The sequence below is a fragment of the Streptomyces sp. NPDC093801 genome, from assembly GCF_040701585.1.
Taxonomy (GTDB): domain Bacteria; phylum Actinomycetota; class Actinomycetes; order Streptomycetales; family Streptomycetaceae; genus Streptomyces.
On record NZ_JBFBDP010000018.1, the window covers coordinates 1 to 18,128 of the forward strand.

The 18,128-nt window shown below is 71.6% G+C and carries 15 protein-coding genes; 12 read left to right on the forward strand and 3 right to left on the reverse strand.

Annotated elements, in window-relative coordinates:
• Nucleotides 1–226 precede the first annotated feature (226 nt).
• Nucleotides 227–511 carry a hypothetical protein gene (locus AB0469_RS21450; protein ID WP_366453013.1) on the forward strand — a complete coding sequence of 95 codons (285 nt, stop codon included), beginning with the start codon at nucleotides 227–229 and terminating at the stop codon, nucleotides 509–511.
• Between the two features lie 52 nt (nucleotides 512–563).
• Here the strand turns inward: AB0469_RS21450 and AB0469_RS21455 are convergent, their stop codons facing one another.
• Nucleotides 564–1,520: a hypothetical protein gene (locus AB0469_RS21455; protein ID WP_366453014.1), complete on the reverse strand. Its 957-nt coding sequence runs from the start codon at nucleotides 1,518–1,520 to the stop codon at nucleotides 564–566.
• 93 nt (nucleotides 1,521–1,613) lie between these two features.
• Nucleotides 1,614–2,243, reverse strand: coding sequence for a hypothetical protein (locus AB0469_RS21460; protein WP_366453015.1), 630 nt, complete (start codon nucleotides 2,241–2,243; stop codon nucleotides 1,614–1,616).
• A gap of 98 nt (nucleotides 2,244–2,341) precedes the next feature.
• On the opposite strand from AB0469_RS21460, the gene AB0469_RS21465 reads away from it, so the two are divergent.
• Nucleotides 2,342–4,963, forward strand: coding sequence for a valine--tRNA ligase (locus AB0469_RS21465; RefSeq protein ID WP_366453016.1), 2,622 nt, complete (start codon nucleotides 2,342–2,344; stop codon nucleotides 4,961–4,963).
• 167 nt (nucleotides 4,964–5,130) lie between these two features.
• The gene (locus AB0469_RS21470) at nucleotides 5,131–6,279 is read left to right on the forward strand and encodes a histidine kinase (protein ID WP_366453017.1); all 1,149 of its coding nucleotides are present in this window, start codon (nucleotides 5,131–5,133) and stop codon (nucleotides 6,277–6,279) included.
• A gap of 88 nt (nucleotides 6,280–6,367) precedes the next feature.
• Here the strand turns inward: AB0469_RS21470 and AB0469_RS21475 are convergent, their stop codons facing one another.
• The gene (locus AB0469_RS21475; protein WP_366453018.1) at nucleotides 6,368–7,417 is read right to left on the reverse strand and encodes a rod shape-determining protein; all 1,050 of its coding nucleotides are present in this window, start codon (nucleotides 7,415–7,417) and stop codon (nucleotides 6,368–6,370) included.
• Nucleotides 7,418–7,534: 117 nt separating this feature from the next.
• Here AB0469_RS21475 and AB0469_RS21480 point away from each other — a divergent pair, with 117 nt between their 5' ends.
• The 9 genes from AB0469_RS21480 (at nucleotide 7,535) to AB0469_RS21520 (ending at nucleotide 18,081) form a co-directional block, all read left to right on the forward strand.
• Nucleotides 7,535–9,061, forward strand: coding sequence for a folylpolyglutamate synthase/dihydrofolate synthase family protein (locus AB0469_RS21480; RefSeq protein ID WP_366453019.1), 1,527 nt, complete (start codon nucleotides 7,535–7,537; stop codon nucleotides 9,059–9,061).
• 7 nt (nucleotides 9,062–9,068) lie between these two features.
• Entirely contained in the window at nucleotides 9,069–9,419 is a 351-nt protein-coding gene (locus AB0469_RS21485) for a DUF4233 domain-containing protein (protein WP_366453020.1), read from the forward strand.
• A 64-nt stretch (nucleotides 9,420–9,483) separates the two neighbouring features.
• Nucleotides 9,484–9,894, forward strand: coding sequence for a nucleoside-diphosphate kinase (ndk, locus tag AB0469_RS21490; protein ID WP_042812770.1), 411 nt, complete (start codon nucleotides 9,484–9,486; stop codon nucleotides 9,892–9,894).
• A gap of 306 nt (nucleotides 9,895–10,200) precedes the next feature.
• Nucleotides 10,201–11,220, forward strand: coding sequence for a rod shape-determining protein (locus tag AB0469_RS21495; protein ID WP_008738981.1), 1,020 nt, complete (start codon nucleotides 10,201–10,203; stop codon nucleotides 11,218–11,220).
• A 165-nt stretch (nucleotides 11,221–11,385) separates the two neighbouring features.
• Nucleotides 11,386–12,333, forward strand: a complete 948-nt coding sequence (gene mreC, locus AB0469_RS21500; protein ID WP_366453021.1) for a rod shape-determining protein MreC — start codon at nucleotides 11,386–11,388, stop codon at nucleotides 12,331–12,333.
• A gap of 12 nt (nucleotides 12,334–12,345) precedes the next feature.
• Nucleotides 12,346–13,050, forward strand: a complete 705-nt coding sequence (gene mreD, locus AB0469_RS21505) for a rod shape-determining protein MreD (protein ID WP_366453022.1) — start codon at nucleotides 12,346–12,348, stop codon at nucleotides 13,048–13,050.
• Nucleotides 13,051–13,063: 13 nt separating this feature from the next.
• Nucleotides 13,064–15,238 carry a penicillin-binding protein 2 gene (gene mrdA / locus AB0469_RS21510; protein ID WP_366453024.1) on the forward strand — a complete coding sequence of 725 codons (2,175 nt, stop codon included), beginning with the start codon at nucleotides 13,064–13,066 and terminating at the stop codon, nucleotides 15,236–15,238.
• 6 nt (nucleotides 15,239–15,244) lie between these two features.
• Nucleotides 15,245–16,444 (forward strand): rod shape-determining protein RodA, encoded by a 1,200-nt coding sequence (gene rodA, locus AB0469_RS21515; protein WP_366453025.1) that lies wholly within the window; start codon nucleotides 15,245–15,247, stop codon nucleotides 16,442–16,444.
• Nucleotides 16,445–16,515: 71 nt separating this feature from the next.
• Complete coding sequence (locus AB0469_RS21520) at nucleotides 16,516–18,081, forward strand: CYTH and CHAD domain-containing protein (protein ID WP_366453026.1); 1,566 nt, start codon at nucleotides 16,516–16,518, stop codon at nucleotides 18,079–18,081.
• Nucleotides 18,082–18,128 lie beyond the last annotated feature (47 nt).

An 18,128-nucleotide genomic window follows, 5' to 3' on the forward strand; every position in this document is an offset into this window, starting at 1 on the left:
CTCGACACCTCGAAGCGTGGAGAACGGCCGCCTCCGCCGTCCCGGGAAGAACCGCAGATCAGCAGGTTGAGTGACGTGCGAGGTTAAACGCCAAGCTTAGTGTTGCTCCGCATATCGGACAAGACTGTGAAGAATTAGGTCATTGATTCGATGTCGTATCGACTGGTCCGATAGAAGATGATCTCCTTCCCTTAAACGGCGGAGAGCCGTCGACCAAAGGGGAACGATGTCCAAGTTCAAGCGTGTGATGGGTCTGGCGGCTGCCACGGCCATCGCGGGAGCACTTCCGGTCCTCGCTGCGGCGCCAGCGCAAGCAGCCGGCACCAACAGCTGCGCTGCCGTCGTGGGCTCTCAGGGCTACACGGTGGGGCCCAAAGTGGGGGCCGCTTGTAGCAACGGTGCAGTGGTGATCGGTGCAGGACTGAGCATTCCGAATCCCTTGTGCGTGACGGGTCTCGTCAACATCGGTGTCGACTACAGCACCGCGCAGTGGGCCTGCCAGAATGCCTAGAAGAGACGCCCTGAAGCGGGGGCTCCGTGGTGTGCGGGCCCCCGCTGAGTGATCAGACCTTGGTTCGGCTCGTGTTGTAGAGCTTCGCGGCCAGTGCGGCCACGTCGTCGAGCGTGCCGCTGCTGCCGCCGGCCAGCAGCACCGCCGGGTCGATGGCGTTGACCCCGACCAGCGTCGAGTGGTCGCCCCAGGCGCAGGACGGCACCTGGATCTCCTTGGGCTCCTTGCCCGTGGCGGCGGGCTTGAGGTTGACCAGCTTCACGTTGGCGCACTTCATCACGGCGCCCTTGAAGCCCGCTGGGCTGAACTCCTTCGGTGTGCCGACCACCTCGTACTTGAAGCCCATCTTCTCGACTTCGCCGTTGCTCTGGCTGAGGCCGGCGTAGTAGTTGTCGATCGCCTTGGCCGGATCGGCGATGTCGCCCCAGAGCCCGCTGGCGGAGAGCGACTTGCCCTTCGGGTCCGCGCCGACCTGGTACTTGGCGTTCGCGCTGTGGGCGTTCTGCACGCCGAGCGCTTGCGCCCTGGTCTTCTTGTCCCCGGCCAGTGGGGTGTCGGGGTTCGGTGCGCCCGCGGTGTCCGGCTGCTTCTGGTAGCTGTCGACCGCGGCGGGGAAGGCCAGCTTGTAGCCCTTCGTCGCGTCGGAGACGCCGCCCGCGCCGTCGCCCAGGAACCACCAGCCGGCGCCGCCGATGACGGCCACGACCGCGACCACCGCGATGATCGGGCCCGCCTTGGACTTCTTCGGGGGCGCCGGCGGGGGCATGTACGCCTGCTGCTGCGGGGGCTGCTGGTAGCCGTACGCGGGCTGCGGGGGCTGCTGCGGGTAGCCGCCCTGCTGGGGGAAGGCCGGCGGGGGCGGCGGCGGGGGCGGGGTCTGCTGGGGGTAGCCGTAGCCCGGCTGCGGGGCGGGCTGGCCGTAGGGGTTCGGCGGCGGCGGGGGCTGCTGCCCGTAGGGACCCGGCTGCTGCGGCTGCTGGCCGTACGGCCCTGGCTGGTTGAAACTCATCCCGAGTCCCCCTGTGAGGTCTGCTTATCCGTTTCACACATCCTGGCGGAAGGGCCGCCCGGCCAGGGCATCGGGGTCCCAGTCGTTACCGAGCTACGACGCGGCCGGTACTTCCATCGCCGCCCGCAGCGCACGGACGCGTCCCGCCAGCGTCCCGATCGGGACCGGCGCGTGTTCGACGGGGACGGTGACCGTCACCACGGAGCTGTGGTCGGCCCACATGCACAGCGTCACGGGCCCCGCCCCGGACGCCAGGGTGCCGCACTGCATCGCCCCGCCGGCCGGCGTTCCCGCGTCCTGCGGAGCGGTCCCGTCGGCACCCGTGTCGTGGAGGCCGCGGACGAGGACGTGTCCGGGGTCCTCGTCCGTGAAGGCGCCCGCCGCGCCGCTGACCACCAGCTGCGCGGTGCCGGCCGGGTCGGCGTACACCACGGCCACCGGCGTGGTGCCCGGCTTGGGGGTCCCCTGGCCGCGCTTGATCGCGTCCACCCGCGGCCCGGTCTCCTGGCGGGTCAGCCCCTGGAAGGACGCGGGCGGTGCCAGCCGGTACCGGCCGGCGTCCCCGGGCCCGGCGAGGGCCGCGTTCACGGCCCACCTGCCGAGGAACGCCGCCGCCGCGAGGGCCAGTACGGTCCCGGCCGCGCAGAGGAAGCGCTTGCGCCCGCGCCGCGCGGGCGACACGGGCCGGTAGGGGAAGGCGGCGGGCGCGTCGATCTCGTCCATGGGCGCATGAGACGTCCCCGTACCGGCCGGGGTCAACGGCGGGGCCCCCGGTGGAATGGATTCGTGACGCGGGCTGGGCCCGCCGTATCCTGTGCCCCGTGACCGAGAACACGCAGACACCCAGTGCCCCCAACTCCGAACTGCCGACCCAGTACGCGCCGGCCGAGGTAGAGGGGAAGCTCTACGAGCGCTGGGTAGAGCGCGGTTACTTCGAGGCCGACGCGAACAGCGACAAGCCCGCGTACACCATCGTCATCCCGCCGCCGAACGTCACGGGCAGCCTGCACCTGGGCCACGCCTTCGAGCACACGCTGATCGACGCCCTCACCCGCCGCAAGCGCATGCAGGGCTTCGAGACCCTGTGGCAGCCGGGCATGGACCACGCCGGCATCGCCACCCAGAACGTGGTCGAGCGCGAGCTCGCCAAGGAGGGCAAGTCCCGCCACGACCTGGGCCGCGAGGCCTTCGTCGAGCGGGTCTGGCAGTGGAAGGGCGAGTCCGGCGGCCAGATCTCCGGCCAGATGCGCCGCCTCGGCGACGGCGTCGACTGGTCCCGCGAGCGCTTCACGATGGACGAGGGCCTGTCCGAGGCCGTCCAGACCATCTTCAAGCGGCTCTACGACGACGAGCTGATCTACCGCGCCGAACGCATCATCAACTGGTGCCCGCGCTGCCTGACCGCGATCTCGGACATCGAGGTCGAGTACCAGGACGACGACGGCGAGCTCGTCTCGATCCGCTACGGCGAGGGCGAGGACTCCCTGGTCGTCGCGACCACCCGCGCCGAGACGATGCTCGGCGACACCGCCGTGGCCGTCCACCCGGACGACGAGCGGTACAAGCACCTCGTCGGCCGTGAGGTCAAGCTGCCGCTGACCGACCGTTCCATCCCGGTCGTCGCCGACACGCACGTGGACCCCGAGTTCGGCACCGGCTGCGTCAAGGTGACCCCGGCGCACGACCCGAACGACTTCGAGATCGGCCAGCGCCACGGCCTGCCGAACCTCGCCGTCATGGACGAGCGCGCCATCATCACCGCGCCCGGCCCCTTCCAGGGCCTGGACCGCCTGGAGGCCCGTTCCGCCATCGTCGCCGCCCTGCGCGCCGAGGGCCGGATCGTCGCCGAGAAGCGCCCGTACGTCCACTCCGTCGGCCACTGCTCGCGCTGCAAGACCACCATCGAGCCGCGCCTGTCGATGCAGTGGTGGGTCAAGGTCGGCCCGCTCGCGAAGGCGGCCGGCGACGCGGTCCGCGAGGGCAAGGTCAAGATCCACCCGCAGGAGATGGAGAAGCGGTACTTCGACTGGGTCGACAACCTCCACGACTGGTGCATCTCGCGCCAGCTGTGGTGGGGTCACCGCATCCCCGTCTGGTACGGCCCGAACGGCGAGATCGTCTGTGTCGGACCGGACGAGCAGCCGCCCACGGGCGAGGGCTGGCACCAGGACACCGACGTCCTCGACACCTGGTTCTCCTCCGGCCTGTGGCCCTTCTCCACCCTCGGCTGGCCGCAGCAGACCGAGAGCCTCGCGAAGTTCTACCCGAACTCCGTCCTGGTCACCGGCTACGACATCCTCTTCTTCTGGGTCGCCCGGATGATGATGTTCGGCCTGTACGCGATGGACGGCGTCCCGCCGTTCCACACCATCGCCCTGCACGGCATGGTCCGCGACCAGTTCGGCAAGAAGATGTCGAAGTCCTTCGGCAACGCGGTCAACCCGCTGGACTGGATGGACACCTACGGCTCCGACGCGGTCCGCTTCACGCTGGCCCGCGGCGCCAACCCGGGCGTCGACGTCCCGATCGGCGAGGACTGGGTCCAGGCCTCCCGCAACTTCGCCAACAAGATCTGGAACGCGACCCGCTTCGCGCTGATGAACGGCGCCACCATCGAGGGCGAGCTGCCGGCCCCCGAGCGGATGTCGGCGACCGACCGGTGGATCCTGTCGCAGCTGAACAAGACCGTGGCCGAGGTCGACGCCTTCTACGAGGACTACCAGTTCTCGAAGCTGTCGGACTCCCTCTACCACTTCGCGTGGGACGAGGTCTTCAGCTGGTACGTCGAGCTGTCGAAGACGACGTTCTTCGCGGGCGGCGAGCAGGCGCAGGTCTCCGGCCGCGTCCTCGGCGAGGTCCTCGACGTCATGCTCCGGCTGCTGCACCCGGTGGTCCCGTTCGTCACCGAGACCCTGTGGACCACGCTGACCGGGCGCGAGTCCCTGGTGATCGCCGACTGGCCCGCCGACAGCGGCTTCCGCGACGAGGCCGCCGAGGCCGAGATCGAGCTGGTCAAGGCGGTCGTCACCGAGGTCCGCCGGTTCCGCAAGGAGCAGGGCCTGCAGGACGGCCAGAAGGTCCCGGCCCGCCTGGACCTGGCCGGTACGCCGCTGGCCGCGCACGAGGGTGCCATCCGCCAGCTGCTGCGCCTCCAGCCGGAGGGCGAGGACTTCAGCGCCACCGCCACCCTGCCGGTCGCGGGCGCCACGGTCGCCCTCGACCTGTCCGGCACCATCGACGTGGCCGCCGAGCGGGGGCGCCTCTCCAAGGACCTCGGCGCCGCCGAGAAGGAGAAGCAGCAGGCCGAGGCGAAGCTCGGGAACGAGGCCTTCCTGGCCAAGGCCCCCGACAACGTCGTGGACAAGATCAAGGGCCGGCTGGCCAAGGCCGAGGCGGACATCGCCCGGATCCAGGCGCAGCTGGACGCCCTGCCGGCCGCCTAGCCGGCGCGTGAGCGGGAGAAGGGCCCCCCGCGCGGTCGTCGCGACCGCGCGGGGGGCCCTTCGCATGTCCGTGCCGGGCCGTTCGGCCCGGTGCGGGGTGCCGCATGTCACCTCATATGTCCCTTTGGCCGAGACGATCCCGGGCGCCGACCACGCATGATGGGGGCATGCACCTGAAGCCCTCCGTCCCGGCGTTGAACCGGGCCGTGGCCTCCGGGCGCCGGCTCGTCGAGGGCTGGGGCGCCTCGCCCCGGGCGCAGGACGCCCTCGCGGCACTGAGCTGCCTGGGCCTGATGGCGCTGGACCTGCCGGGCCTGGCCGCCGCCGACAACTCGCTGAGCGGCTGGCAGGCCGCCCTGGTGCTCACGGCCGGCTGCGCGACCCTGCTCGTGCGTCGCCGGACGCCCTGGGCGGCGTACGTCACCGCGCTGCTGTTCATCGGCTGGCTGCACGAGCTGACCCTGATCCAGTTCGCCCTGTACTCCGTCGGCCGCCACCGGGGCCGGCGGGCCGCGGTCCTGGCCACCGTCGGCTACGTGGCCTTCGCGCTCGCCGTGTTCTGCCTGCCGGGCTGGCCCGAACCCAAGGCCGCGACCCTCAGCGCCTTCCTCAGCCTGGTCGTGCCCATCGGGGTCCTCGCCTCCGCCGTCGGGATCGCCGCCTACCGGCACGACCTGGTGCGCGAGCTGGAGGCCCGGCGCGCCGAGGCGGCGGTGCTGCACGCCGTCCAGCAGGAGCGGACCTCCGTCGCCCGCGACGTCCACGACTTCGTCGGGCGCGAGCTGACCCTGCTGACGGTGCGTTCCGAAGTGCTGTCGATGCGGGCGCGCGAGACCCCGTACGCGAAGGACTTCGAGGAGCTGTCCGACACGGCCCGGCGGGCCCACCTCGTGCTCAACGACATCATCGTCCAGCGCGGCGAACGGGACGCGACCCCCGGTGTGGAGGGGCTGGCGGCGCTGGCGGAGGAGAGCGGGCGGGCCGGCTCCCCGGTCCGGCTGGCCATGGACCCGCAGGCGCACGCGCTGTCGCCGCTGCGGCAGGCGGCGGTCTACCGGGTGGTGCAGGAGTGCCTGACGAACGCGGCCAAGCACGCGCAGGGCGAGACCGTCGACGTGACGATCCGGACGGACGGCCCGCACCTGAGGATCGCCGTCAGCAACGGCCTGCCGGCCCGTACCCCGGGCCGGGCGCCGGTCTCGGCGGGCTCGGGGACGGCGAGCATGGCCGAGCGCGTCCGCAGCCTGGGCGGGACCCTGACGGCGCGCCGCGGCGAGGACGCGTACGAGGTCGTCGCCACCCTCCCGCGCGTCTGAACCCCGGCCCGGCCCCGCGCCGGTCCGCCGGGCCTGCGCCGGTCCCTGCCGCGCGTCTGAACCCCGGCCCGGCCCCGCCGGGACCGTGTCAGGCCTTCGCCGGGGACAGGAGGGAGCCCAGGGTGTCCAGGTCCTCCACGCAGCGCCCCGAGCCGAGGGCCACGCAGTCCAGCGGGGCGTCGGCGACGAAGACCGGGATGCCCGTGGCGGAGGCCATCCGCAGGTCCAGGCCGGGCAGCAGCGCGCCGCCGCCGGTGAGGACGATGCCGTGCTCCATGACGTCCCCCGAGAGCTCGGGCGGGCATTCCTCCAGGGTGGCGCGGACGGCCGCGATGACGGCCTCGACCGGCTCGTCCAGGGCGGCCCGTACGTCGGCCGCGGTCAGCTCCAGGGTCTTGGGCATCCCGCCGACCCGCTCCCGGCCGCGCACCGTGGCGGTCCGGGTCTCCAGCTCCGGCCGCTCGGGCACGGGCCAGGCCGAGCCGATGGCCACCTTGACGTCCTCGGCGGTGCGCTCGCCGATGAGCAGGGAGTGCTCCCTGCGCACGTAGTCGGTGATCGCGGCGTCGAACCGGTCCCCGCCGATCCGCAGGGACCGCGAGGTGACGATCCCGCCGAGGGAGATGACCGCCACCTCGGAGGTCCCGCCGCCGATGTCCACGACCATCGAGCCGCGCGGCTCGGCCACCGGCAGCCCGGCTCCGATCGCGGCCGCCATCGGCTCCTCGATCAGGTGGACGGACCTGGCGCCCGCCCGGGTGGAGGCGTGGACGATGGCCCGCCGCTCGACCGGGGTGACCCCGGAGGGGACGCAGATCACCATCCGGGTGCGCGGCCGCCGGCCGGGGACCGCCTTGCGGACGAAGTGCCGGATCATCTCCTCCGCGGCCTCGTAGTCGCAGATCACCCCGTCCTTCAGGGGGCGGATCGCGGTGATGGAGCCCGGGGTGCGGCCGATGGTCTCCTTGGCCTCCGCGCCGACGGCGAGGGCGGTGGTCGTGCCCGCCCTGACCGCGACCACGGACGGCTCATTGAGGACGATCCCGTGTCCGCGGGCGTAGACGAGGGTGTTCGCGGTCCCCAGGTCGATGCCTATGTCGCGGCTGGAGGCGGTCTTGTCGGTACTGGCCTGCGGCATTTGTTCCCCAATCTCCCGTCCGCAAGGCTTCCATAACGATCCGGTCGCTTTCGCTGCCGAAGGTCCCGAAACGGCCGGGCCGAAAGTCCTCGGGGCACGCGTCCGTAGACTGGGCCTGTGAGTGAGCAGCAGCCCGAGGGCCAGGACCGCGACCGCGACGGCACGTTCGACGAGTTCGACCAGATAGTGGCGGAAGAAGCCGACCGAGACCCCGACCTGGCGGTGATCGAGGCCGGGAGCCGCACCCTGCGCGCCCAGGCCGGACCGCCCACGGGCGACCCGGTGCCCTCCCGCCCCGAGGACCCCGAGGTGGCCAAGGCGCTGCAGGAGGTGGAGCAGGAGCTCTCCACCCGCTGGGGCGAGACCAAGCTGGACCCGTCCGTCAGCCGCATCGAGGCGCTGATGGACGTCCTGGGCCAGCCCCAGCGCGCCTACCCGACCATCCACGTCACCGGCACCAACGGCAAGACCAGCACGGCCCGCATGATCGAGGCCCTGCTGAACGCCTTCGAGCTGCGCACCGGCCGCTACACCAGTCCGCACGTCCAGTCCGTCACCGAGCGGATCAGCCTGGACGGCGCCCCGATCACCGCCGAGCGCTTCATCGAGACGTACCACGACATCAAGCCGTACGTGGAGATGGTCGACGCCGCCGAGGACTTCCGGCTGTCCTTCTTCGAGGTCCTCACGGGCATGGCCTACGCGGCCTTCGCGGACGCGCCCGTCGACGCGGCCGTGATCGAGGTCGGCATGGGCGGCACCTGGGACGCCACCAACGTGATCGACGCGTCCGTCGCCGTGATCACCCCGATCAGCCTGGACCACACGGACCGGCTGGGCTCCACGCCCGGCGAGATCGCGGGGGAGAAGGGCGGCATCATCAAGCAGGACGCCACCGTCATCCTGGCGCAGCAGCCGGTGGACGCGGCGCAGGTGCTGCTGAAGCGGGCCGTCGAGGTCGACGCGACCGTGGCCCGCGAGGGCATGGAGTTCGGCGTGGTCTCCCGCGAGGTGGCCGTCGGCGGCCAGGTGCTGACGCTGCGCGGGATGGGCGGCGAGTACGACAACGTCTTCCTGCCGCTGTACGGCGCCCACATGGCGCACAACGCGGCGGTCGCGCTGGCCGCCGTCGAGGCCTTCTTCGGCGTCGGCGGGCAGCAGGCGCGCGAGCTGGACGTGGACACGGTGCGCCAGGCCTTCGCCTCGGTGACCTCGCCGGGCCGCATGGAGGTCGTGCGCCGCAGCCCGACGGTGATCCTGGACGCCGCGCACAACCCGGCCGGGGCACAGGTGACCGCGGACGCCGTCACCGAGGCGTTCGGCTTCAGCCGGCTGATCGGCGTGGTGGCCGCGAGCGAGGGCAAGGACGTCAAGGGCGTCTTCGAGGCCTTCGAGCCGATCTTCGCGGAGGTCGTCGTCACCGAGAACACCAGCCACCGGGCCATGGGCGCGGACGAGCTGGCCGCGATCGCGGTCGAGGTCTTCGGCCCCGACCGGGTGCAGGTGGAGCCGCGGCTGGACGACGCCCTGGAGGCGGCCGTCACCCTGGCGGAGGAAGAGGCCGAATACGGAGGGGCCGGTGTCCTCGTGACCGGTTCCGTGATCACGGTGGGCGAGGCGCGCCTGCTGTTCAAGAGGGGCTGAGGGATCGATGCGCACGCTCTGCGCGAGCACGCTGATCGGTGAATTCTTCGTCGTCGGCTTCGCGGGCCTGGTGGCCATGAAGAACCCGGACCTGACCCAGGCCGAGGTGTGGACGGTCTGCGGCGTGACGATGCTGCTGTCGGTGCTGCTGTGCGGGATGCTCTCGCGCCGCGGCGCGGTGGAGCTCGGCTGGGCGCTGCAGATCGGGCTGATCGCGAGCGGTTTCGTGGTCCCGATGATGTTCTTCCTGGGCGCGGTCTTCGCGGGCCTGTGGTGGTGCTCCGTCCACTACGGCCGGCGCATCGACGCGATCAAGGCGAGCTGGGCCGCCCGTCAGGCGGAGGCTGACGCTGCGTGACGGGTCCCCGCAGCGGCCCTGTAGATTCGCCCTACCGCACCCGTATGCCGCAAGGAGTTGGAACATGACCCAGCGCACGCTCGTCATCCTCAAGCCGGACGCCGTCCGCCGTGGCCTGATCGGCGAGATCATCGGCCGGATCGAGCGGAAGGCCGGCTGGACCATTCCGGCGCTGGAGCTGCGCACGCTGGACCAGGAGACCCTGGAGACCCACTACGGCGAGCACAAGGGCAAGCCCTTCTACGAGCCCCTCATGGGCTTCATGTCGAGCGGCCCGGTCGTCGTCCTCGTGGTGGAAGGGGAACGCGTGATCGAGGGTGTCCGCCAGCTGGCCGGACCCACCGACCCGATCGCCGCCGCGCCCGGCTCCATCCGGGGCGACTTCGGGTCCATCACCCGGGAGAACCTGATCCACGCCTCGGATTCCGAGGAGTCGGCGGAGCGCGAGCTGAAGCTGTTCTTCCCCGCCCTCTGAGCGGCCGCGAACACTCCCTCCTGACGCGACATCAGCCGAATAGCGCTCATGACCTGGGGCGACCGAAGTAATTTCGGTCGCCCTTCGGTATGAACGGCGGTGTCCGGGAACGCATGGACAGGACACGACGTCACCACTAAGGGGGCGGGTATCCGTTCCGGCGGGATCGCCGGAGTCCCGTCGCGCGATGTCCGTACCTGCGGGACTACGATGGGGCCTCCACCCACACACCCACCTCGCCGACCTGACAGCATCCGCTATCAACTGGAAGGCCAGACGCTCCTCATGGGGAACAAGGGGAACAACATGTCGTTCATCGGCCGTGACATGGCGATCGACCTCGGGACCGCCAACACGCTGGTGTACGTGAGGGGCCGGGGAATCGTCCTGAACGAGCCGTCCGTGGTCGCCATCAACACGAACACCGGTGGCATCCTGGCGGTCGGCTCCGAGGCGAAGAAGATGATCGGGCGCACGCCCGGCAACATCGTCGCCGTACGCCCCCTCAAGGACGGCGTGATCGCCGATTTCGAGATCACCGAGCGGATGCTCCGGTACTTCATCCTCAAGATCCACAAGCGTCGCTACCTGGCGCGCCCGCGCGTGGTGGTCTGCGTGCCCTCCGGCATCACCGGAGTGGAGCGCCGCGCCGTCATCGAGGCGTCCACGCAGGCCGGCGCCCGCCAGGTGCACATCATCGAGGAGCCCATGGCCGCCGCCATCGGCTCGGGCCTGCCCGTCCACGAGGCCACCGGCAACATGGTCGTGGACATCGGCGGCGGCACCACCGAGGTCGCCGTCATCTCCCTCGGCGGAATCGTCACCGCGCAGTCCATCCGGGTCGCCGGCGACGAGCTGGACAACGCGATCATCCAGCACATCAAGAAGGAGTACTCGCTCCTCCTCGGCGAGCGCACCGCCGAGCAGATCAAGATCACCATCGGGTCGGCCTACGACCTCGACAAGGACGAGCACACCGAGATCCGCGGCCGCGACCTGGTCTCGGGCCTGCCCAAAACCGTGGTCATCTCCGCGGCCGAGGTGCGCAAGGCCATCGAGGAGCCCGTCAACGCCATCGTCGACGCCGTCAAGACCACCCTCGACAAGTGCCCGCCGGAGCTCTCCGGCGACATCATGGACCGCGGCATCGTGCTCACCGGCGGCGGCGCCCTGCTGCGCGGGCTCGACGAGCGGCTGCGCCGCGAGACGGGCATGCCGATCCACATCGCCGAGGACCCCCTCGACTCCGTGGCCCTCGGCTCCGGCAAGTGCGTCGAGGAGTTCGAGGCCCTCCAGCAGGTACTGGACGCCCAGCCCCGGCGGTGATCAAATCCCCTGAACGGGGCATGTGGAACACAAGGATCCGCCGTACGGGTGCTGCCGCGCCCGTGCGGCGGATCGTTGATATACAGGCACGGTCCGGTGCAGCCCCGGTTCCGCCGGAACGGTTCCGCCGCACGAGTTTCTACGAGGAAGGCACGGCCGCCGCACGTGAGGGACACACGAGAGAGCCGGCTGCTCCTGGTGCTGCTGATCGCCATCGCGTTCGCGTTGATCACGGTGGACATCAGAGCGGGAGAGGCTTCGCCGGTCGACGGGGCCCGGCGGGCCGCCGCCGCCGTCTTCGGCCCCGTCGAGATGGGCGTCGCGACCGCCGTGGACCCGGTCGCCAACGCCATAGGAGCCGTCCGCGACTCCGACCGGCGCCACAACCGCGTCTCCGCGCTGGAACGCGAGAACACCGCGCTGAAGACCAGGCTCGGCAGCGACGAGCGGACCCGCAGCCGCATCCACGAGCTCGACGAGATGCTCAAGCGGGCCGGCGCCGGCCAGTACGGCATCAAGGGCGCGGAGGTCATCGGGATAGGAGCGGCCCAGGGCTTCTCCTGGACCGTCACCATCGACGCGGGCAGCAAGGACGGCATCGAACGGGACATGACCGTCCTCAACGGCGACGGACTCGTCGGCCGCGTCGCCACCGTCGGCCCCGACACCTCCACCGTGGTCCTCGCCAACGACCCCGGCTTCACCGTCGGCACCCGCCTGGAGAAGACCGGCGAACTCGGCTTCGCCACCGGCCAGGGTGACCGCGCCCTCTCCGTCCAGATGCTCAACGGGCGCGCCAAGATCAACCCCGGCGACCGGCTGGTCACCTTCGGCTCCCGTGCCAACAAGCCCTTCGTCCCCGGAGTCCCGATCGGCGAGGTCGTCAAGGTCGACCCCTCGCACGGCGACCTGACCCGCACCGTCTGGGTCCGGCCCTTCGTCGGCTTCTCCCGCCTCGACATCGTCGGCGTCGTCGTCATGCCCCCGCGCGAGGACCCCCGCGACGCCGTCCTGCCCCCCAAGCCCGAGCCGCCCAAGCCCACCCCGACGGTCACCGTCACGGTCACCCCGTCGCCCTCCGCCAACGTCTCCGGCAAGCCGGCCGACGAGTAGGAGCTGACCGCCATGCGCATCAACCGGATCCTGCTCGCGGGCTCGCTCGTCTCCGTCGCGCTCGTCATCCAGGTCACCGTCCTCGGACGGCTCCAGCTGCCCGGAGCCGTCCCCGACCTCGTCCTGCTGACCGTCGTCGCCCTCGCCCTGGTCTACGGGCACGTCAGCGGGGCCCTCATCGGCTTCGCCGCCGGCCTGCTCACCGACCTCGCCCCGCCCGCCGACCACGCCGCCGGACGGTACGCCCTCGTCCTGTGCGTCATCGGCTACCTCGTGGGCCTCGTCCGCCCCGACAACGGCCGCTTCCGCTCCGCCTGGGGGCCGATGCTGACGGTGCTCGCCGCCGCGGTCGTCTCCACCCTCCTCTACGCGGGCGTCGGCGCCCTCGTCGGCGACACCGCCGCCCGCCACGTGGGCCTGGTCGGGCTGCTGTTCACGGCCACCCTCTACGACCTGCTGCTCGCGCCGTTCACCGTGCCGTTCATCATGGCCCTCGCCCGCAAGGCCGAGAACGACCCGATGGCCGTCGAGGCCAACGGCGGCCCGCCGCAGGGCAAGGACGTCGCCTCCGGCTGGCTGGCCGGCGGCACCGGCCTGCGCATCGGCAGCCAGCGCGGCGGCCTGCGGATGATGACCGCGCGCGGCCGCGCCAACCGGGCCGGCCGCATAAAGGGCGTCAAAGGTGTCAAGGGCGTGAAGAGCGTCAGGAAGCTGTGACGGGGGAGCAGTAGTGACCAACATTCCGGAGACCGGCCGCACCCCCCGGGTGCAGATCCGGCTCGTCATCCTCCAGGTGCTCGTCTTCTCGCTGCTGCTCACCCTCGGCGGGCGGCTGTGGTACCTCCAGATCCGCAACGGCGCCGAGTACTCGAACGAGGCCAAGAACAACCACGTCCAGCAGGTGGTCCAGCCCGCCGTGCGCGGCTCCATCCTCGACGCCCGCGGCATCCCGCTCGCCGACAACGAGACCCGCCTCGTCGTCTCCGCCAGCCGCACCGAGCTGATGAAGATAAAGGACAAGGGCAAAGGCGTCCTGACCCGGCTCGCCGGGGTGCTGGACATGAAGCCGCAGGACGTCATGGACAAGGTCCGGCTCTGCGACTCCAAGACCCCCCAGCCCTGCTGGAACGGCTCCCCCTACCAGCCGATCCCGGTCACCCTGGAGGCCACCACCCAGCAGGCCCTCCAGATCCGCGAACGCCCCGAGGACTTCCCCGGCATCACCGCCGAGCCCACCGCCGTACGCCGCTACCCGGCCCCCGGCGGAGCCAACACCGGCCAGGTCCTCGGCTACCTCTCCCCGGTCACCGACGACGAGATCGTCAAGGCCAAGAAGACCAACTCGCCGTTCCTGCGCTCCGACCAGGTCGGCCGCTTCGGCCTGGAACGCACCTACGACAAGCAGCTGCGCGGCAAGTCCGGCGTCACCCGCTACGAGGTCGACAACCTCGGCCGCGTCATCGGCGAGGCCGAGAACGACCCCGCGATCCCCGGCGCCCACCTCGTCACCAGCATCGACGCCCGCGTCCAGGGCGTCGCCGAGTACGAGCTCAACGCCGCCATGGTCGAGGCCCGCAAGCAGATCGACCGCAACACCGGCGTCCCCTACAAGGCCGACGCCGGGGCCGTCGTCGTCCTCGAATCCAAGACCGGCCGCGTCGTCGCCATGGCCTCCAACCCCACCTACGACCCCAACGTCTGGGTCGGCGGGATCTCCGGCAAGGACTACGCCAAGCTCACCGCCAAGGAGTCCAACGTCCCCCTGATGAACCGGGCCATCCAGGGCCAGGCCGCCCCCGGCTCCATCTTCAAGGTCATCCCCACCACCGCGGCCGTCAACGCCGGATACCCCTTCGACGGCAGCTACCCCTGCCCCAGCTCCTACTCCATCGGCGGACAGGTCTTCAAGAACTTCGAGTCCCAGGGCCACGGCAGCATCACCCTCGGCCAGGCCCTCGAAGTCTCCTGCGACACCGTCTTCTACGCCCTCGGCCACCAGCAGTGGCTCAAGGACGGCGGACTCCACCCGGTCAAGAACCCGGCGGAGATCTTCTACAAGACCGCCCACCAGTTCGGCCTCGGCGCCGAGACCCACGTCGACCTCCCCGGCGAGGAGAAGGGCCGCGTCCCCGACCGCGCCTGGAAGCAGCGGTTCTGGGAGGCCAACAAGGACCAGTGGTGCAAGACCGGCAAGAAGGGCGGCACCTACGTCGAGCTGCTCTCCTACGAGAACTGCCTCGAAGGCAACCTCATGCGCGCCGGTGACGCCGTCAACTACTCCATCGGCCAGGGCGACACCCTCGTCACCCCCATCCAGATGGCCACCATCTACGCGGCCATCTCCAACGGCGGCACGATGTGGAACCCGACCATCGGCAAGGCGGTCATCAGCGCCGACGGCAAGAAGGTCGAGGAGATCAAGCCGCAGGCCCACGGCAAGCTCCCCATGGACGAGAAGACCCGGCAGCAGATAAGCGAAGCACTGGAGGGCGTCGCCACCCGCGGCACCGCCGCCTGGCGCTTCGGCGGCTGGCCGCAGAAGCAGATCCCCATGCACGCCAAGACCGGCACCGCCGAGGTCTACGGCAAGCAGACGACCTCCTGGTTCGCCACCTACACCGACGACTACACCATCGTCATGACGATCTCCCAGGGCGGCACCGGCTCCGGCGCCTCCGGCCCCGCCGTGCGCAACATCTACAACGCCATCTACGGCCTCGACATGGCCGGCAAGCAGGACACCTCCAAGGCCCTGCTGCTCAAGCCCGAGGCCAACCTGCCCGCCATCCAGCCGGACGGCTCCATCGACGCCCCCGAGATCCGTCCCTACGTGCCGCCGTCCCCCGAGGACGCGCCGCCCGCCCTCGCCGGCCCGCCGGCCCCGCCCGCGCACAAGCAGGACTGAGGCCCGATGCAGACCGCCAACAAGTTCTCCGTCTCCCGGTACGCGCCCCAGCCCGGGCCCGTCGCCCGGCTGACCGCCCGGGACTCGGTACTGCGCCGGCTCGACTGGCCGATCCTGCTGTCCGCCCTCGCCCTGTCCTTCCTCGGCGCCCTCCTGGTGTGGTCGGCCACCCGCAACCGCACCACGCTCAACCAGGGGGACCCGTACTACTTCCTGACCCGGCACGCCATGAACACCGGCATCGGCCTCGTGCTCATGATCGGCACGGTCTGGCTCGGCCACCGCACCCTGCGCGGAGCCGTACCGATCCTCTACGGGCTCTCCCTGGTCCTGGTCCTGGCCGTGCTCACCCCGCTCGGCTCCACCATCAACGGCGCCCACGCCTGGATCGTGATCGGCGGCGGCTTCTCGCTCCAGCCCGGCGAGTTCGTCAAGATCACCATCATCCTGGGCATGGCCATGCTGCTGGCCGCCCGGGTCGACGCCGGCGACCTGGAACACCCCGACCACCGCACCGTGGTGAAGGCCCTGTGCCTGGCCGCCGCCCCCATGGGCATCGTCATGCTGATGCCCGACCTCGGCTCCGTCATGGTCATGGTCGTCATCGTGCTCGGCGTCCTGCTCGCCTCCGGCGCCTCCAACCGCTGGGTCGTCGGCCTGCTCGCCTCCGGCGCCGCCGGAGCCGTCCTGATCTGGCAGCTCGGCGTCCTCGACGAGTACCAGATCAACCGCTTCGCCGCCTTCGCCAACCCCGAGCTCGACCCCGCCGGCGTCGGCTACAACACCAACCAGGCGCGCATCGCCATCGGCTCCGGCGGCCTCCTCGGCTCCGGGCTCTTCAAGGGCTCCCAGACCACCGGCCAGTTCGTCCCCGAACAGCAGACCGACTTCGTCTTCACGGTCGCGGGCGAGGAGCTCGGCTTCGTCGGAGCCGGACTGATCCTGGTCCTGCTCGGCGTCATCCTCTGGCGGGCCTGCGTGATCGCCCGCGAGACCACCGAGCTCTACGGCACGATCGTCTGCGCCGGGATCATCGCCTGGTTCGCCTTCCAGGCCTTCGAGAACATCGGGATGACCCTCGGCATCATGCCGGTCGCGGGCCTGCCCCTGCCCTTCGTCTCCTACGGAGGCTCCTCGATGTTCGCCGTCTGGGTGGCCGTCGGACTGCTCCAGTCGATAAGGGTGCAGCGGCCGATGTCGGCCTGAACCCCCGGGCGGTGCGCGGGGCCGGTGCCCGGCGCCCGCCGCCGCCCCCGATTCGGCGCTAGATTCGATGCATGGCGGACACCCAGCGCGAGATCGAGCGGAAATTCGAGTTCACGGGGGACCGGGGAAAGGCGCGCGCCGACGGGAAGCGCCCCCGCGCGAAGGACGACGCCCGGCGACGGGTGCCCGACCTGACCGGAACCGCCGGGATCACCGCCGTCCGCGACCGGGGCACCGCCCGCCTCGACGCCGTCTACTACGACACCCCCGACCGGGCCCTCGCCGCCGACGGCCTCACCCTGCGCCGCCGCACCGGCGGCGAGGACGCCGGCTGGCACCTCAAAATCCCCGTCGCCCCCGGCGTCCGCGACGAGGTCCGCGCCCCCCTCTCCGACACCCTCCCGCCCGACCTCGCCGCCCTCGTCCGCTCCCGGACCCGGCGCTCCCGCCTCGAACCCCAGGTCCGGCTGCGCGCCGAACGCCACACCCGCGACCTCCTCGACGCCGACGGGCACCTCCTCGCACAGCTGTGCACCGACTCCGTCCGCGCCGAACGCGGCCGGGCCGCCACCGCCTGGACCGAGGTCGAGGTGGAACTCGCCGACGACGGCGCCCCCGCCCTCCTCGACGCCGTCCAGGAACGCTTCGCCGCGGCCGGCCTGCACCCCTCCGACGCCCCCTCGAAACTCGCCCGCGCCCTCGACCTCACCGGCGCCGCCCCGCCGCCCGCCCGCCCCGCCCCCGGCCCCGCCGACGGGACGGCCGGCGCGCACGTCCTGGCGTACCTGCGCGAACAGCGCGACGCCCTCGTCGCACAGGACCCCGCCGTACGCCGCGACCTGCCCGACTCCGTCCACCGGATGCGCGTCGCCACCCGCCGCCTGCGCAGCGCCCTCGCCACCCACCGCAAGCTCCTCGACCGCACCGCCACCGACCCCCTCCGCGAGGAGCTGCGCTGGCTCGCCGCCGAACTCGGCGCCGACCGCGACCGCGAAGTCCTGCTGGAACGCCTGCGCACCCACCTCGCGGAACTCCCGCCCGCCCTGCGCCCCGGCCCCGTCCGCGACCGGCTGCGCGCCTGGAACACCACCCGCCGGGCCCGTACCCGCCCCCGCGCCGTCGCCGCCCTCGACGACGAGCGCTACCTGCGCCTCCTCGACTCCCTCGACGCCCTCCTCGACGCCCCGCCCCTGCGCAGGGCCGCCGCCCGGCCCGCCGCCAAACCCTTGCGCAAGGCCGCCCTGCGCGACTGGGACCGGCTCGCCGACCGGGTCGCCGCCGCCCTCGACCTCGACCCCGGCGAGGAGCGCGACCGGGCCCTCCACGAGGCCCGCAAGGCCGCCAAACGCGCCCGCTACGCCGCCGAGGCGGCCGCCCCCGCCCTCGGCAAGCCTGCCCGGCGCCTGGCCAAGGCCGCCAAGAAGGTGCAGACCCTGCTCGGCGAACACCGCGACGGGGTCGTGGCCCGCGAGGCCCTGCTCGGCCTCGGATCCCAGGCCGCCGACGCCGGGGAGTCCGCCTTCGCCTGGGGCCTGCTGCACGGCCGGGAGGAGGCCCGGTCCGCCCGCCTGGAGCACCGCCTCCCCGCCGTCTGGGCCAAAGCCGCGTCCCGCCGGTCGCGGGCGGCCTCGAAGTGATCATGTGGAGAAGGGGAGCCGGGCCTCAAGGTACGCTTGAGAGTCGC

Coding starts and splice junctions, on each gene's coding strand:
- AB0469_RS21455 (WP_366453014.1), bottom strand. CDS start 1,520: ATGAGTTTCAACCAGCCAGGGCCGTACGGCCAGCAGCCGCAGCAGCCG.
- mreD (WP_366453022.1), top strand. CDS start 12,346: ATGCGCATCAACCGGATCCTGCTCGCGGGCTCGCTCGTCTCCGTCGCG.
- AB0469_RS21485 (WP_366453020.1), top strand. CDS start 9,069: ATGCGCACGCTCTGCGCGAGCACGCTGATCGGTGAATTCTTCGTCGTC.
- AB0469_RS21450 (WP_366453013.1), top strand. CDS start 227: ATGTCCAAGTTCAAGCGTGTGATGGGTCTGGCGGCTGCCACGGCCATC.
- AB0469_RS21520 (WP_366453026.1), top strand. CDS start 16,516: ATGGCGGACACCCAGCGCGAGATCGAGCGGAAATTCGAGTTCACGGGG.
- AB0469_RS21460 (WP_366453015.1), bottom strand. CDS start 2,243: ATGGACGAGATCGACGCGCCCGCCGCCTTCCCCTACCGGCCCGTGTCG.
- AB0469_RS21470 (WP_366453017.1), top strand. CDS start 5,131: ATGCACCTGAAGCCCTCCGTCCCGGCGTTGAACCGGGCCGTGGCCTCC.
- ndk (WP_042812770.1), top strand. CDS start 9,484: ATGACCCAGCGCACGCTCGTCATCCTCAAGCCGGACGCCGTCCGCCGT.
- AB0469_RS21495 (WP_008738981.1), top strand. CDS start 10,201: ATGTCGTTCATCGGCCGTGACATGGCGATCGACCTCGGGACCGCCAAC.
- AB0469_RS21475 (WP_366453018.1), bottom strand. CDS start 7,417: ATGCCGCAGGCCAGTACCGACAAGACCGCCTCCAGCCGCGACATAGGC.
- rodA (WP_366453025.1), top strand. CDS start 15,245: ATGCAGACCGCCAACAAGTTCTCCGTCTCCCGGTACGCGCCCCAGCCC.